Annotated in this window: 11 protein-coding genes and 1 pseudogene; 3 read left to right on the top strand and 9 right to left on the bottom strand. The window is 70.6% G+C overall.

What is annotated here, in order from left to right; genetic code table 11:
- Nucleotides 1–481 precede the first annotated feature (481 nt).
- The 3 genes from J2N69_RS00270 to J2N69_RS00260 all read right to left on the bottom strand — a co-directional run bounded on the left by J2N69_RS00270 (nucleotide 482) and on the right by J2N69_RS00260 (nucleotide 4,286).
- Nucleotides 482–1,933 (bottom strand): HAMP domain-containing sensor histidine kinase, encoded by a 1,452-nt coding sequence (locus J2N69_RS00270; RefSeq protein WP_230898853.1) that lies wholly within the window; start codon nucleotides 1,931–1,933, stop codon nucleotides 482–484.
- Nucleotides 1,933–2,631 carry a response regulator transcription factor gene (locus tag J2N69_RS00265; RefSeq protein WP_230898852.1) on the bottom strand — a complete coding sequence of 233 codons (699 nt, stop codon included), beginning with the start codon at nucleotides 2,629–2,631 and terminating at the stop codon, nucleotides 1,933–1,935. Before J2N69_RS00265 ends, J2N69_RS00270 begins: the two co-directional genes overlap by 1 nt.
- 95 nt (nucleotides 2,632–2,726) lie before the next feature.
- Nucleotides 2,727–4,286 (bottom strand): alpha/beta fold hydrolase, encoded by a 1,560-nt coding sequence (locus tag J2N69_RS00260; RefSeq protein WP_230898851.1) that lies wholly within the window; start codon nucleotides 4,284–4,286, stop codon nucleotides 2,727–2,729.
- A gap of 1,125 nt (nucleotides 4,287–5,411) precedes the next feature.
- On the opposite strand from J2N69_RS00260, the gene J2N69_RS00255 reads away from it, so the two are divergent.
- Nucleotides 5,412–7,820: an Orn/Lys/Arg family decarboxylase gene (locus J2N69_RS00255; RefSeq protein ID WP_230898850.1), complete on the top strand. Its 2,409-nt coding sequence runs from the start codon at nucleotides 5,412–5,414 to the stop codon at nucleotides 7,818–7,820.
- Between the two features lie 119 nt (nucleotides 7,821–7,939).
- Here J2N69_RS00255 and J2N69_RS00250 read toward each other — a convergent pair whose 3' ends face one another.
- Nucleotides 7,940–8,143 carry a hypothetical protein gene (locus J2N69_RS00250; protein ID WP_230898849.1) on the bottom strand — a complete coding sequence of 68 codons (204 nt, stop codon included), beginning with the start codon at nucleotides 8,141–8,143 and terminating at the stop codon, nucleotides 7,940–7,942.
- Nucleotides 8,144–8,235: 92 nt separating this feature from the next.
- Nucleotides 8,236–10,176 carry an ABC transporter substrate-binding protein gene (locus J2N69_RS00245; protein WP_269075583.1) on the bottom strand — a complete coding sequence of 647 codons (1,941 nt, stop codon included), beginning with the start codon at nucleotides 10,174–10,176 and terminating at the stop codon, nucleotides 8,236–8,238.
- Nucleotides 10,177–11,039: 863 nt separating this feature from the next.
- On the opposite strand from J2N69_RS00245, the gene J2N69_RS00240 reads away from it, so the two are divergent.
- Entirely contained in the window at nucleotides 11,040–12,440 is a 1,401-nt protein-coding gene (locus J2N69_RS00240; protein ID WP_230898847.1) for an MFS transporter, read from the top strand.
- A 381-nt stretch (nucleotides 12,441–12,821) separates the two neighbouring features.
- Here the strand turns inward: J2N69_RS00240 and J2N69_RS00235 are convergent, their stop codons facing one another.
- On the bottom strand, nucleotides 12,822–13,010 hold the full coding sequence (locus J2N69_RS00235) for a hypothetical protein (RefSeq protein WP_230898846.1): 189 nt from the start codon (nucleotides 13,008–13,010) through the stop codon (nucleotides 12,822–12,824).
- 80 nt (nucleotides 13,011–13,090) lie between these two features.
- Here J2N69_RS00235 and J2N69_RS00230 point away from each other — a divergent pair.
- A pseudogene (locus tag J2N69_RS00230) lies at nucleotides 13,091–13,328 on the top strand (hypothetical protein); the annotation flags it as partial.
- A gap of 84 nt (nucleotides 13,329–13,412) precedes the next feature.
- On the opposite strand, the gene J2N69_RS00225 reads toward J2N69_RS00230, so the two are convergent.
- From J2N69_RS00225 to J2N69_RS00215, 3 genes are all read right to left on the bottom strand, one after another.
- The gene (locus J2N69_RS00225) at nucleotides 13,413–13,769 is read right to left on the bottom strand and encodes a hypothetical protein (protein ID WP_230898845.1); all 357 of its coding nucleotides are present in this window, start codon (nucleotides 13,767–13,769) and stop codon (nucleotides 13,413–13,415) included.
- A gap of 23 nt (nucleotides 13,770–13,792) precedes the next feature.
- Complete coding sequence (locus J2N69_RS00220; protein ID WP_230898844.1) at nucleotides 13,793–14,590, bottom strand: phosphodiesterase; 798 nt, start codon at nucleotides 14,588–14,590, stop codon at nucleotides 13,793–13,795.
- Between the two features lie 371 nt (nucleotides 14,591–14,961).
- The gene (locus J2N69_RS00215) at nucleotides 14,962–15,123 is read right to left on the bottom strand and encodes a hypothetical protein (RefSeq protein WP_230898843.1); all 162 of its coding nucleotides are present in this window, start codon (nucleotides 15,121–15,123) and stop codon (nucleotides 14,962–14,964) included.
- Nucleotides 15,124–15,141 lie beyond the last annotated feature (18 nt).

Raw genomic sequence — 15,141 nt, 5'->3', positions numbered from 1 at the left:
GAAATCACGGAACTGAATCATCACCACTGACAACTCGAAGCATGGTGAAGAAGCCGATGATGGCGGAGGTCGCGGGCTTATCCGTGGCGCAGACGTTGCACGACTTCAGTTGCATGGGTCAGCCATACGAGTCGGCCTTCGGGATGCTGGCCACGGTGCCGAACTGCACCAGATGACCCAGGTCTGGACTGACCGCGGCTACGCCGACGAACTCGTGGACTGGGCCCGCGACCGCCTCCGGCTGAGTCTGCTCATCGTTTCCGCCCAAGGGCGCAAAGGGCCTCGTCGGTCTACCCCGCCGCTGGATAGTCGAGCGTACGATCGACTGGTGCATGAACGCCCGCCGCAAGGCGCGGGACTACGATGGCCCCTGTCGGGGGTGCACGAGCCGAACGGGTTGGCTTACAGCGGAGCACCGCTGCCTGGTCCGGTGGCTCGGCTGAAACGTACGGAGTCCCCCACGGTCACGCGGTCCTTCGAGTCACAGGATCGGCCGTCCAGGTCCGTGGTCTGGTTGTTGTGCTGGTCGAGCTACTGGTTGGGCATGTGACTTCGGCCCCTTCCGGAGCCGCCGTCTGTCGAGCGGTGCGTACGAAGCCTGCTCGGCCGGCGGAAGGACGAAGCCCACCTCCGCTCCGCCCCCTTCGGCGTCCGCCGCGAACACCGTGCCGCCGTCGGCCGTGACGCTGTCGTGCACGATCGCCAGGCCGAGGCCGGAACCCGGCGTGGACTGGGTGCGCGAGCCCCGGTAGAAGCGGTCGAACACGGCCTCGCGGTCCGCTGGGTCGATGCCGGGGCCCCTGTCGCGGACGGACAGACGGCACCCTTCGACGTGGAGGGTGACCGGGGTGCCCGCGGGGCTGAACTTCACCGCGTTGTTCACGAGGTTGTCCACGCAGCGCTGGAGAGCCCCGGGCCGGGCCCGTACCGGGACGGGGGCCTGCGTGGTGACGGCGATGGTGCGGCCGGTACGGGCACGGTGGCGGAGCGCGGTGTCCTCGGCGAGGACCGCCAGGTCGACGGTCGCCGGGGGTTCGTCGGTGTACCGGTCGGTGGCCAGCTCGACCAGTTCGCGCATCAGGGAGTCGAGGGCGGCCGTCTCGGTGACCAGGGTGCCCAGGATCTGCTCCTCGTCCTCGGCGGTGAGTCTGCCGCGGCCCCGTTGCAGGAGTTCGGCGCTGCCGCGCACCGAGGTGAGCGGGGTGCGCAGTTCATGGCTGGCGTCCTGGACGAGGCGCTGCTGCTGGTCCCGGGAGCGGCGCAGCGCCGCGAGCATGGCGGCGAAGCTCCGGGTGAGCTGGCCCACCTCGTCAAAACCGGCGGGCGGCAGCTCGGTGGTCAAATCCCGGGTGGCCGTGATGTGCGCGGTCGTCCGCGCGAGCCTGCGCACCGGCCGCAGCACCCGGCCCACGACGAACCAGCTCAACAGCGCGGACAGGGCCAGGGCGGCGGCCGTCGTGCCGGTGACGCGCCACAGGAACGCGTCGTCGACCCGTGCCGCCCCCTCGTAGCTCTGGGCCACCATCACCGCGCCCCCGCCGGGCAGCGGCCGGGTCAGCACCCCGTACTCGGTGCCGTCGACGACCAGGTCCTCCCGGTGCCCGCCCTTCCCCGTCCGAGCCACTCGCAGGGCGGCCGCCGAGACGGGCAGGCGCGGACCGGACGGGGTAAGGCGGCGTACGGCCCCCTGACCGGACACCACCTGGTCGGCGCCGCCCCGCTGGGGTGGCGGGGTCAGCCCCGCCGCGACCAGCGTGTGGACGGTGTGCATGCGGTCCTCCAGGCCGCGTTCGAGTTCCTCGCCCACGAGGTCGCTGACCCCGCGGTACGACATGGCCGCCGCCAGGGTCACGGCGAGCGCGGCGGCCGCGACCACGACCGCGGTGATCTTCGTACGGAGCGTGCGGCGTGCCCGGCACGGTGTCCGTGCCATCAGGCGGCCCGCAGGGTGTAGCCCACGCTGCGCACGGTGTGGATCAGCCGGGGCTCGCCCGCCTGCTCGGTCTTCTGGCGGAGGTATCCGATGTAGACGTCCAGGGAGCGCGAGGTGGTGTCGAAGTCGTAGCCCCAGATGCTCTCGTACATCTGGGAGCGGGTGAGGACCACGCCCGGGTGGCGGAGCAGCAGTTCCAGCACGTCGAACTCGGTCTTGGTGAGGTCGAGTCGGCGCTCGCCCCGGAAGGCCTGGCGTGCCTCGGCATCCAGGGTCAGGTCCCCCAGGGAGAGGGCTCCGCCGGCCTCGGCGGGTTCGGCGCGGCGGAGCAACGCCCGTATCCGCGCGAAGAGTTCCTCCGTGGCGAACGGCTTCGCCAGGTAGTCGTCGGCGCCCGCGTCGAGACCGGCCACCCGGTCGCCGACCTCGTGTCGTGCCGTCAGCACCAGTACGGGCAGCCGCTCTCCGCGCCTGCGCAGCATCCGGCACAGGCCCAGACCGTCCAGGTTCGGCATGACCACGTCCAGCACCGCCACGTCGGGGCGCTCCCTTTCGAGGAGGCCGAGGGCCTCCAGGCCGTCGGCGGCCAGCAGGACCTTGTAGCCCTCGAAGCGCAGCAGTTGGTCCAGGGTGCTGCGCACTCCGGGGTCGTCCTCGGCGACGAGCACCGTGCGGGGGTGCTCCGTTGCGTCTCTCATGTGATCATCTTCACCGGTGCCGTGCCTGGCCACGGCGTCGGGCCGCCCCACTGCGACGGGACTGTCCGGTTGCCCGTACCGGCCCTCTGTGGTGGTCACTCGCGCACGGGCTCGACGGCGATCGGCTCCAGGCCGCGCAAACAGGAGGTGTCACCGGGGCCGCCGGTGCGCAGGAAACGGGTCGAGACGCCGGTCACGCAGCCGGTCGGCTCCCACTCCGGGACGTGCCCGGTGTTGCGCACCGAGAAGAACCTGCTGTCGTCGAACTGGCGTGCCGCCCGGATGCCGTTGGCATCCGGCGTGTTGGCGTCGAGGTCGCCGGAGAGCACGAGCACCGGGACGTCCGGCAGCTTGGGGTGCGTGGGTTGCCGGTGCGGCGCGGTGTTCTCGCGCGGCCAGCCGATGCAGACGTCCCCGCCGTCCGTGGGCCCCTCGTTGAACCCCTCGGCACTGAACGCGCCGTGCTCGCCGCGTCCCGCACCCGCCAGCGCCGCCCGGTACTGCCGCCATCGCTCGGCCACCGGCGCCTTCGCCGACCAGGCCTGACGGTAGTCGTTGCACACCACCCCGATGTACGGCGCCTGGTCCTCCGTACTGCCGGACGCCCCGTCCTCCTGGACCAGCGTGCGCAGGGGAGTGGTGTCACCACGGGTGAACGCGGACAGAGCCGCGGGCAGCCGGCCGAGCAGCGAGGGCTCGCCGGGCGCGGCCCCGACCTCGCGGCTGGCCGCCTCGTACAGCAGATTGGCGAGCTTGCCCTCGGTGAACCGTACGGAGTACGTGCCGTGCCCGGTGGTCACCGGCACGGTCATCGGCCGGGTCCGCAGCCGGGCGGCGACGGTCCTGAGGTCGTTCACGGCCTGCTTCCCGTCGCAGGCCGTGCGCGGGCTGCGCCCGCAGACGCGGTGCAGGGACAGGGAGACGGCCTGCGCCTGAGGGCGCGACAGCGGGTCGAAGCCCAGGGGGTAGGCCCCGGACTGCACGATCGAGCGCACCCGTTCCGGGTGCCGGGAGGCGTACACCGGCATCAGGTAGGTGCCGTAGGACAGACCGTAGAGGGAGAGCTGGGGCACGCCGAGGCGGGCGCGGACGGCGTCGATGTCGTCGGCGGTGGCCGCGCTGGTGTAGCCGGCCGCCCTGGGCCCGAGGTTCTCCGCGCAGCGCTCGACGGCGGCGCGCTGCTGGGCGCGGGTGCCGAAGCGGTACTCCGCGTCCGTGACGCCGCAGGGGATGCGTTCGGAGCGGCCGGCGCCCCGGGGGTCGACGAGGAGGAGGTCGTGGTCCTTGAGGAGGTCGCCCAGCGCGTGACCGAAGACGGGGGCGCGGTCGATGACGACCTCGCCGGGGCCGCCGGTGTTGACGGCCACCGTGCCCTTGGCGGGGCCTGCGCCGCTGTGCCGTACGACCGCGTAGCTCACCTGAACCCTGCCGAGGGCGGGTTCGCCGGCGACCAGCGGGCGGTCGAGGGCATCGCAGTCGACCCGGTGACCGGGGACGGTGGGGCACCACGTGGGGGCGCTCGCGGTCCGGGAAGCGGCCACCGGGGCGGCCCTAGGTGTACTCACCGGCAGGGTGGTCGCGGCGGTGGCCAGCAGTGCGGTGGCCGCGACGGCCAACCCCGCCCGCCTCCCCGTCTTCTTGTTCGTGTACGTCATGTCCGCTCCTGCTCGCTGTGGTTCCTGCGCCTCGGGACGGGCCCCGCGGCTGCGAGAACGACATTGCCGGGCCCGTTTCACAGCGACGGCAGAGCAACGACAAAGCGGTGTAAGAATCCGCGAGGACGGCCTGAGCGCCTGCCGGCCGAGCGGCTGACTTTTTCGACCGACCAGGTCGGTACAGTGCGCCCTCACGCAGTACCTCGTCGACCGCCTCCAGAGCGTCCAGAGCGTGCAGCGTCGGGTGGCCAGGGGCGAACAGGCCGCGTTCGTGGGGGGATTGCTGGGTAGCGGGCTGTCGCGGGCCGTAATCCAGAGGGCGGTGGCGAGTTGTTGTGCACAGCCACCACCATCAGGTGGAGGTGGTGACGTCACGCTGATCGAAGAGGTCGCAGAACGGACGGGGCACCGCCTGGTGCGCGCCAGGGTCGTCGTCGCCCCCTATTTCCTCGGCGCCTTCGACGGACTCACCTCCCCGCCGGGGAGACCGAACGGCACTGCTTCCAGGTGCTTGTCGAGCACCGTCGCGCTGGCCGGCGGCACCCCGGAGGTGTCCCGCCGCCCCGCCGTCTGAGCGGGTACGCGCCCGGCGATCACCGGGCGCGGGATCTTCGCACCGTACGAAGCGGGGACCGGCCCCCGTCCTAAGAGGGAACGTCAGCCCGCCCACACATCCTCGACGTACGTACCGGGTTCTTTCAGCGCGTCCAGCCACGCGGCCGCCTGCGTGTCGCCCGGGCCGGCGTGCTCGCGGTCACCGTCATGAGTGCCTCACGCACGGCCGGGGCCATGCGGCGGCTGTCATGCGCAGAGTAGATGTCAGCGGGGTGCGCAAAGTTATGACAGCGGGATCGCTGCGAGGTTTTGGAGGGCCTGTCGCCGGGCGGCGTCGTCTGGGTTGATGCCGCCGTCGCTCCCGACGCGCAGCAGGACCTCGGCCTCGGCGGGCTGGATGGGGCCACGGATGCGGGGGCGGGGGTTCTTGGGCGTGTTGCGAAAGTCAACGTCGAGACGGCTGTTTCCGCCATAACGGTGGTTTGCCTTCCCGGCCGCCGTTCTGCCCTGTGCGCAGCCAGAACACTGGCGGGGGCGGCGGGGGCGCCGCCGTGGAGGGCGGGAGAGCGCATGGCCGACAGCAGGGTCCTGGTCGCGGTACCGGAACACCCCCGGGGAGAGGGCGCCGGACCCCAGCAGTTACGGAAGATCCGGGATGCGATCGAGGCGGGCGGCTTCGAAGTTCGGTGGGCGGTAACGGCAAAGGACGCGGACGCGGTACTGCGCACCGAGGCTGGTCTGGCGGCGGCGCTGGTGGCCTGGGACCTCCCCAGGGTCGCCGGTGACGGGCCCGGCGCCGCGCTCGCCGCGCCGGGAGGCACACTCGCCCGGCCGGGCAGCACCCTCGACGGGACCCCGGGCGGCGGCGCTGTGCTGCGCCGGATTGGGCACCGGTTCCGGGACCTGCCCGTCTTCTTGGTGATGGCCGACGAGGGCCTGGGGGACCTTCCGTTGTGGGTGTCCGAGTCGGTCGTGGGCTACGTCTGGCCGCTGGAGGACACCCCAGGCTTCATCGCGGGCCGTATCACCACCGCCGCCCACGCATACCGGGAATCCGTGCTGCCGCCGTTCTTCCGGGCACTGCGCCGCTTCGACGACGCCCACGAATACTCCTGGCACACCCCGGCCCACTCCGGCGGTGTCGCCTTTCTCAAGTCGCCGGCGGGCCGCGCCTTCCACGACTACTTCGGAGAGCGGCTGCTGCGCAGCGATCTGTCGATCTCGGTCGAGGAGCTGGGTTCGCTGTTCGAGCACACCGGCCCGATCGGCGAGGCGGAGCGCAACGCGGCCCGTGTGTTCGGCTCCGAACTCACCTACTTCGTGCTGCACGGCGACTCGACGTGCAATCGCCTGGTAGGTCATTTCAGTGTCACCCGCGACGAGATCGCGCTGGTGGACCGCAACTGCCACAAGTCCGTGCTGCACGGCCTGGTCGTCTCGGGTGCCCGGCCGGTCTACCTGGTCCCCACCCGTAACGGCTACGGCCTGGCGGGACCGCTGCCCCCGGCGGAGATCGCCGCGGACGCGGTGGCGGCCCGGATCGCCGCGCATCCGCTCGCCGAGGGCGCGGTGTCCCCGCACCCGCAGTACGCGGTGTTCACCAACTCCACCTACGACGGCTTGAGTTACGACGCCGTAGCCACCGCTCGCGCGTTCGCCGCCAGTACGCCCCGGGTGCACTTCGACGAGGCGTGGTTCGCGTACGCCCGTTTCCACCCGCTCTACGCCGGCCGCTACGGCATGTCGGTGGACGAGGTCAACTTCCCCGGCCCGGACCGCCCGACCGTGTTCGCCACCCAGTCCACGCACAAGCTGCTGGCGGCGCTGTCGCAGAGCGCGATGGTGCACATGCGATCGGCACCGCGGGCACCGGTTGAGCATGGCCGGTTCAACGAGGCGCTGATGATGCACGGCACCACCTCGCCCCTCTACCCGATGATCGCCTCGCTCGACGTGGCGACGGCGATGATGGACGGCCCGCAGGGCGAGTGGCTGATCGACGAGGCGGTGACCGAGGCGATCCGCTTCCGTCAGGAGATGGTGCGCCTACGACGGCGGATCGAGAGCGCCGGGGACCGGCCGCCGTGGTTCTTCGGGGTGTGGCAGCCGGACACGGTCACCGATCCGGCGACCGGCGAACGGCTGCCGTTCGAGAAGGCCCCGCCGGAGCTGCTGCGCACCGAGCAGTCCTGCTGGCTGCTGGAGCCCGGCGCCGACTGGCACGGGTTTCCCGGGCTGACCGAGGACCACTGCATGTTGGACCCCGTCAAGGTCACGCTGACCTGTCCGGGGATCAGCGCCACCGGCGAGATGGCTGAGGAGGGCATCCCGGCCCGGGTGCTCACCGCCTATCTGGCCACCCGGAAGATTGTGGTGGAGAAGACCGACAGTTACACCACGCTGATCCTGTTCTCCATGGGCATCACCAAGGGCAAGTGGGGCACCTTGCTGGACGCCCTGACGGATTTCAAGGCCCTCTACGACGCCGACGCCCCATTGGAGCGCGTCCTGCCGGAGGCCGTCGCCGCTCATCCCCGCCGGTACGCGGGTCTGACCCTGCGCGGGCTGTGCCAGGAGATGCACGAGCAACTGCGCTCAGCGCGCCTGGTGGAGCTTCTGGACACGGCCTTCCAGCAGCTCCCACAGCCCGTGGCACCACCTCAGCATTGTTACCAGCGGCTGGTGCGGGGTGACACCGAGCGGGTCCGGATCTCGGAGGCGGCGGGCCGGGTGGCGGCCGCCATGGTGACGGTTACCCCGCCTGGCATCCCGGTCCTGATGCCGGGTGAGTCCATCGGCGCACCCGACGGCCCGCTGCTGCGCTATCTCACCGCTCTGGAGTCCTTCGACCGCCGCTTCCCGGGCTTCCGCAGCGAGACCCACGGCGTGACCATCGATGAGGACACGGGCGACTACCTGATTGAGTGCCTGATCCAGGGCAGGGCAGATGCTAAGTCACTTGCCCGGTGTGTCGGTTAGGGAGTGAGTGCTCGTCAGCTGACCGCAAAGACCCAGCAGTGCACTATTTCTCCGGTATCGGCCCACCGTAAGACAGGGCACCTGCTGGAAGATCCGGAAGGGGCCCCTGCGAGCGGTGCTCAGCAGTACCGCCATACGTAGATCAGGACGACGACGGCACAGTAGAGCGGGTAGGCGATCCGAGCGGCCAAGGTGAGGTTGCGCCAGCCCACGACGTTGTTTCCCTCGGCGAGCCGGCCGCTGACCAGGGCGAGCAGCACACAGAGCGCGGCCAGCAGGATGAACGCGTAGTAACCATTCGATGGCCACGCCGTAGCCCACATCCGGCAAGGAACTGGTGACGGTGGTGAGCAGTACCGCGGTGGACAGGATGGCGGTGGTGCCGGAGGCGACTCTGACGCCCGTGTATCCCGAACTACGCGGCAAATACAGCGGGATGTAGGTCACCAGCACCAGAAGGAGCAGGGGCAGCAGGTTCTTGACCAGGAAGGGTGCGACGTCCCGCTCGATGGTCATGTCGGCCGTGTACTGGTCGTAGTCGATGCCGGGAGTGCCCTGGCCGATCGGTCCAGCCCGGCAGCCGCTCGGCCCACACGTTGGTGTCGCTTCCGCTGCGCAGAGAAGTTTTCAGGTCCAGTTCGAGCAGGCGGCGGTCGATCGTGTAGATGACGCGGGAGTCGGGCAGGGAGCGGTTGCGCATGGCGAGGGTCAGGTGCTGTCGATCGAACGGGAAGTCATGGAAGTCCAGCGTGACCTTGAAGGTTCCGGTGACCCGGTAGAGCCGGTACTTCATGCCGTTCTCGTCCGATGACCGCACCGGTTTTCCTTTGTCCAGGTCCGGGTCGATGGAATTGGCGAACTCTACCTCCGTCACGTCGTCGCTGCCGGAATACCTGAACCACAGGAAGAAGTCGGCTTGATACGTCCGTGCGCGTGTTTCGAGGGCATTCACCTCATTGACGTTGATGCCGGTGGACACGATCTGCTGACGCATCAGGACCTGGCCGTCGAAGTCCACCGCCCGTCCGGCGGCGACCTCCGCCTTGGGATCGACGCCGGGATCACCGGCGTAGGGCTGGAGCTGGAGCGGGGCGGAGACCATGGCGTTGTCCTCCGCCACGGCGATGGTGACGGGCTGCCGCAGCGAGCGGGTGGCATCGAAGTAGACCGTGCCGTGGATGCCCTGGACCCCGTGGGCCGGGCTGTCCATCGCTGCCAAGGCGGCACGGACCGCGTCGCGCTCGCGGGCGTCGGGGCGCAAGGCGTCCATGCCGGAGCGCGCGAGGGCCCGCACCGCGACATCGGCGGCGGTCTGCGCGGCCATGGCCCGCCAGGAGGGCAGCCTTCCGTGTTCGGACCGGAACGACTGCGCCCATTCCAGCGCGGCACCGCTGAGACTGTCGGTCATCAACGGAGACGCCGCGTAGAACCCGCCGGTCAGGGGGACTCGCGGCCGCTCCCGCCGCGATATTCGGGCGAGCACGTCGGCGAAACGGTCACTGTTCAGGATGTCACCGCTGACCACCGGGGCCCGTACCCCCGCTGTACGCAGACCGCGCAGGACGGCCTTGGCCGGCTTTTCGTTCAGGGCCAGTACGACGGCGCCCGCGGCACCATCGGACCGCGCCGCCCGCACGGCCCGCGCCACTTCCGCGGGGTCCGCGGACCGGTCGTCCAGGGTGAGTGTCCGGTGTACCTCGCCGGTCTTGTCGAAGGCGGTGGTGAACCCGTCGGCGAGGCTGCGGCCGTAGTCGGTGTCCGCCCTGATGACGGTGGCCTTCGACTTGTCCAGCGCGTGACGCAGGTACGCGGCGATGAAGGTGCCCTGTGCGTGATTGCTGAAGGCCGTGCGGAAGTACCACGGGTTGCCCGCGGTGATCTTCTCGGCGGTGGCGGTGGGCGTGATGGCGGGCAGCCCGGCGTTCCGGTAGACCTCACCGGCCGCGATGGAGGTGTCGCTGCTGGTGTGTCCGATGACGACGGCCGGCCGACCGTCGTCGACGATGTCACGTGCCACCGTGCGGGCTCTGCCCGGGTCGTCGTGATCGTCGTAGATCAGCAGTTCGATCGGATGGCCGTCGACGCCGCCGTTCTCGTTGATCCGGTCCACGTGAAAGCGAACGCCCTGCAACACCTCCTGCCCACCGGTGGCGCCGGACGGGCTGGTGCTCGTCACCACGGCGATGTGAACGGGCTTCTCCCCTGAATCCAGCAGCCGCAACGCCGAGGACGGCGGTCGCCGTGACGGCGGCGGCGAGGAGCGCCATGACCCAGCGCGAGCGCCAGGGCCGCCACGGGAGCCGCCGCCCGACGGGGTCGGGCGGCAGAGGAGGGTCGGCGAAGGGGGCGGCCTCATCCGGCGGGTGCGGCTCGACCCGGCGCAGGTCGTGCAGCTGGGTGCGGGCGGTGCTCTCCGGATTGGCACGCACCGCCCGCTCCAGGCAGTAGCGGCGCTCACTGTCGTCGTCGACGAGCGCGGCCAGCCACAGCCAGGCCGGCTCATGGTCACGATCCTGGGCGAGCGCTGCCCCGAGCAGCTTCCGAGCTTCCTCCGTTCGCCCCGCGTCGGCTGCCGCCGCGGCTCGCCGGACTGCCTCGGGCGCCCCGTCCTGCGACTGAGTCGTCCGGCTTCCTCCGCTGCACGGTGAGACTCGGCCCTCACATGTCGGCCCGGGCCCGTCCATGGTCAGATTGCGTTCCGGGCACGCGAACGGCGAACACATGGGCTCCGGACGGGTGACACCGAGCGCAGCCCCGACGGCAAGCCCGGCCGGAGGCCCACCGGGCCTACGCCGCAAGCTCTCCGGAGCCGGCGACGAAGGCTGGCTCGGAGTATGATGGTTCGGTTCCTGTGCCGACGTGTCGGTGGCAGCGAACCGGACTCCCTGTTCCCGCTGTGTCGATCTTGAGGTGACGTCTTATCAACCAGGCCATGTAGTCGTCCGTGTTCCCCACGTGCTGTGTTGTCGCACGTGTCCGGGGGCGGACGTCGCGCTTGGTCTGAGTTGCGTCACCCATCCCCGCAGTCTTCTTTTCCCGGGTGCAGCTCTGCCGTCTGCCCCGGGCTTTGGTGTCTTCCGGCCCCGGTGCGGCTGTCGGCAGGGCTCCCCGATTCCTTTGGATCAGGAGTTTCCCGTCGTGTCTTCCTCCGCGCTCGACAACGAGCCGCAGCACACCACCCAAAGCCCTCACCCACACCCAGCACCTCACCGGCCGAAAATGGCCCTGCCGGCCTGGATCGCCCTCTTGGCGCTGCTGACCGCCGAGCTGATGAACATGCTCGACCAGTCGGTCGTCCTGACCGCCCTGCCCGCGATCCAGGAGTCGACCGGCGCCGGGCCGGTCGCGGTGCAGTGGCTGACCACCGCTTATTCCCTGCCCGTCGCCGTCGGACTGATCACCGGCGGACGGCTCGGCGACATCTACGGCCGTCGCAGGATGCTGCTCATCGGCACCGTCGTGTTCACCGCCGCATCGCTGCTGTGCGGTCTGGCCACCGGCCCGGGCATGCTGATCGGCGCCCGTCTGCTCCAGGGCGTCGGCGTGGCCGTGATGATCCCGCAGGTCCTGGCGACCATGCATGTCACCTTCGAGGGCCACAACCGCAGCAAGGCGTTCGGCCTGTACGGGGCCGTCCTGGCCATCGCCAACGTCCTGGGCCCGGTCCTGGGCGGCGTACTCACCCAGGCCGACCTGCTCGGGCTGTCCTGGCGGCCGATCTTCCTGGTCAATGTGCCCGTCGGACTGGCCGTACTCCTCCTCGGACGCACATATGTCCCCGAATCGACCGTCCGCAGGGCCGACCGGCTTGACGTGGCCGGCATGCTGCTGTCCGGCCTGGCCATCATCCTGGTCCTCTTCCCGCTCACCGAGGGCCCCGCTCAGGGGTGGCCGCTGTGGTGCTTCGTCGTGCTCGCCGCCGGCGTCCTCGTCCTCGGTGTCTTCTTGCGTCACCAGCGGCGCAGGCAGGGCAATGCCCCGCTGGTGACCCTGACCCTCTTCCGGCTCAGGCAGTTCTCCGGGGGCATGGCCGCGGACCTGCTGCACGGCCTGCTGTGCGGCCTGTTCTTCATGACCTGGACGCTGTACCTGCAGAACGGACTGGGCATGAGCCCGTTCCACGCGGCCCTGGCCTTCGTGCTGCTCTCCGTGGGAGAACTGGGCGGCGCGACGGTCGCGGCGAAGACCGCCGGACGTTTCGCCCGCCGCCTGCCACAGGCCGGAGCCCTCGTCGCGACCGCCGCGATGGTCACCTACGGGCTTCAGGTCGGCAGCCACCAGGGGGACCTGACCCTTCTGGCGATGACCGCTCCGGTGACGCTGATCGGCTTCGGCCTGGGCATGGTCTCCGGGCCGCTCGCCGATCTGTCGTTGGCCAGAGTCCCGCACGAGGACGCCGGCTCGGCCTCGGGCCTGTTCAACACCGCCATTCACCTGGGTATCGCACTGGGCACCGCGCTGACCGCCGTGCTGTTCTTCGCCATCACCGGCGGCTCTCCCGACGCCACGGTCAACCGCGACGCGTTCGTCACCGTGCTGTGGTGGGCCAGCGGCCTGCTGACCCTGATGTGGGTGCTGATGTTCTGCCTGCCTCGGCACGCGAATAGCCAGGACGACTGAGCCACTCCCGGGCCCCGGTCACCAAGCCGGCCGGGGCCCGGCCCAGCCCTAGTTGTTCTCGCCGTCTTCGGTGCCGTCGCGGTCGAGGGCAGGCCTCGGCGGCTCGGCCGGTGGGCTTCGACCGTGAGCCCGGGGGCACATTGAATTCCGGCCTCGCCTTGACCGTGGCCGGAAAGCCAGCAGGCCTGGGGACAGTGGCGATCTTCGCGGTCATCTGGGGAGTGGGCTGTCTGGCCCGACGGAGAGTGACGCGCGACGAACTGTGAGAGCCACCCCGGCGCACGGACAGCGGCAGCGGGACCAAATGCCTGGTCGGGCCCGCGTTGTTGCCGTAGATCAGGACCGAACTCTGGCGGGCGGTGATGGTCCAGGAGCGGCGGGTCATGAGGGCTCCTGGGCGCGGCGGCGCAGGTCGGCCTGCTCGGCACGCGGTACGTCCTGGACAAGGCGGCGGGAGAGGCCGATGAGCCGCCGTCGCAGGACGGTGTTGCGGTCGGCGCGGGCCTGGTAGGTGCGGGTCCAGTCGCGCTGGGTCTGTACGAGTTCGGGGGAGTGGTTGTTGTGCACCATGCCGTCAATAGAGCATGTGTTCGAATGTCTAGACCAGTCGTCACCGAGCTCGCGATTGGCGAGGCGGCTATCCCCATGCCGCCCAGGCCGGCTGGCACCTGTACGCCCCAGCGTGCGCGCTCGCGGAAACCGGCCGTGCCCGGCCGCGGGCAGGCGGAGCACCTGGCCGCGATGCCGGGCGTCACCGTGCTCGGGCTGGACCTCTCGGCTGCCCTGGCCGTGGCCCGGCACGCCACCTGGGCGGCGGCACATTGCCAATACGCGGCCGGCCACTCCGAGGTGACGGTCATCGCCACTACCGGCGGGCCGCCCGTGTAGCGGGCGATGTCGGCGTAGTAGGCGCAATCGCCCGGTGGCGCGAGCTCGTGCGGGCGGTCGATGAGGGCGCGGACCGTGTCCCGCTCACCTCACCGAGGACGCCGTGGTGGAAGGCCAGGGCAGGACGAACTGAATCCGCGGTGCTACCGGCGTCACGGGCCTCGGCGCGCAGATCGCAGACAGCGGGCCGCGCGGAGCGTCGGCGTCACGCGCGAGCACGGCAACCTTCACGGTGAGGTGGGTGGCGCGCAGTTCGAGGCCGGTGAGGAGCTGCTCGGCGAGGTGGTTCCGGGCGGCTCCGTACCGCTCGGCCTGGTCACGGCCGTGGCACGGGAGGCCGCCGCGCGGTGCATGGCGCCGGGGGCCGTCGGACGATCGCGCGACCTCCATCTGCTCCGGCGCGGCAGCGTCGGTCGGCAGCAGCGTGGCGGACTGCCGCACGCTGTGACCACGGGTTTGCCCCGTCAGGGAACGCGAGGGGGCGGGCTGGACGTTCCTAGGCGGCCTGCGCGTGAGCCCCGGTAGGCGGCGCGGCGGGTGGCGGCCAAGGCGTTGCCCGGTGTGAATCCGGGAGCGCTGTGCGCGTAGATGTCGAAGCCGAGGCTCTGTTCTTGCGGTACGGGCAGCGGAGTACGTGCCGTGAGCACGGCGAACCGACGCCAGGCCCGGTCGGTGGTCTCGGCGCACAGGTCGAAGACAAGTGGCCCGGCGGCCAGCGCCTCGGCCAGACTCTCGGGGTCGCCGTGAACGGACGCCTGGCGGGTACGACGGGGAAAGGCGGCCAGGGTGCGGCTGGCGCCACCTACCCGGTAGGTGAGCAGACTGGAGTAGGGACCGCCGAGGGCATCCGCGCGCGGCAGCGGAAGATGGCGGGTGACCCGGCCCCGGCCGCTACTCGTCAGGAGCAGGTCAAGGAGGCTGCCGGGGCCGTCGACCTGTTCCACCCGTACGGCCAGCCCCAGCGCGTCGGGCATGCGCCGGGGCAGGCCGGCTCCTCGCGAGAGGCGGACCGTCGCGGTGTACCGCTTGCGTGCGTCATCCAGCCATGGCACATCCCAGGGCCCGCCCCCGTCATCCACGACGTCCAGATCGCCCGTGCACGTCAGCCCCCGGGGATGCAGCGCCGGGGCCCCGCGCAGCCGGGCCACCAGGCGGAATGTGGCCTCCATGGAGACCGGCCAGGTTCCGGGCAGCTTCCCCCGCCGGTGCTCTGCGGCGGCCCCGGTGCCGTCACGGGGCGATGCGGCGCCTGTCGCGTTCAACCGGCCTCCCACCCGCAGCTCCCCTCCTCTCATCATTCATGGGCGACTTATCCATGAGCGGCTCATCCATGGGCGACCTCATTGCCGTTTGCGTCGCACCGCCACGCAGGCAGCGGCGACGCAAAGGAGCACACCGGTCAGCATGGCGGCTTCGGCTCTGCTCACAGCTGCGGAAGTGCTGAGGCCGAACAGGTCGCGTGCACGGTCGTAACCGCTCAGCGGCACCCCGAGCAGCGCGTTACCCGGTGGTCGCCGGGGACGGCGGGGGTGGGGATGTGTAGGGGCGCTCTTTGCTGGCGCTGCCCCCCGGTTGCTCGACCGTCCGGTGCTGGATGCTCGTATGCGTGGACGTGGTGCTGTGGCTCCCGCCCTCAGTCCTGCTCCGGGGCGTCGCGGCTTTCCTCTTCCGTGTCTTCGCCTTCTGTCTGCGAGGGGGTGGTGCGGGGTGTTTCAGAGGTGTCAGACGCCGACTGTTCCGTCGGCGTGTCTTGCTCTCGTTCGCCCTCAGCCTGTGATGGGGTCTGCTCGCTCATTTTGACCTCTCATGCCGT

The organism is Streptomyces huasconensis, from assembly GCF_021028635.1.
Classification (GTDB): Bacteria; Actinomycetota; Actinomycetes; order Streptomycetales; family Streptomycetaceae; genus Streptomyces; species Streptomyces huasconensis.
Note: the sequence above shows the minus strand (reverse complement) of the source record. Positions and strands in the feature narration are given on the sequence as shown.

Coding starts and splice junctions, on each gene's coding strand:
- J2N69_RS00265 (WP_230898852.1), bottom strand. CDS start 2,631: ATGAGAGACGCAACGGAGCACCCCCGCACGGTGCTCGTCGCCGAGGAC.
- J2N69_RS00270 (WP_230898853.1), bottom strand. CDS start 1,933: ATGGCACGGACACCGTGCCGGGCACGCCGCACGCTCCGTACGAAGATC.
- J2N69_RS00240 (WP_230898847.1), top strand. CDS start 11,040: ATGGCCCTGCCGGCCTGGATCGCCCTCTTGGCGCTGCTGACCGCCGAG.
- J2N69_RS00250 (WP_230898849.1), bottom strand. CDS start 8,143: ATGTGGGCTACGGCGTGGCCATCGAATGGTTACTACGCGTTCATCCTG.
- J2N69_RS00215 (WP_230898843.1), bottom strand. CDS start 15,123: ATGAGCGAGCAGACCCCATCACAGGCTGAGGGCGAACGAGAGCAAGAC.
- J2N69_RS00235 (WP_230898846.1), bottom strand. CDS start 13,010: ATGGTGCACAACAACCACTCCCCCGAACTCGTACAGACCCAGCGCGAC.
- J2N69_RS00245 (WP_269075583.1), bottom strand. CDS start 10,176: ATGAGGCCGCCCCCTTCGCCGACCCTCCTCTGCCGCCCGACCCCGTCG.
- J2N69_RS00255 (WP_230898850.1), top strand. CDS start 5,412: ATGGCCGACAGCAGGGTCCTGGTCGCGGTACCGGAACACCCCCGGGGA.
- J2N69_RS00260 (WP_230898851.1), bottom strand. CDS start 4,286: ATGACGTACACGAACAAGAAGACGGGGAGGCGGGCGGGGTTGGCCGTC.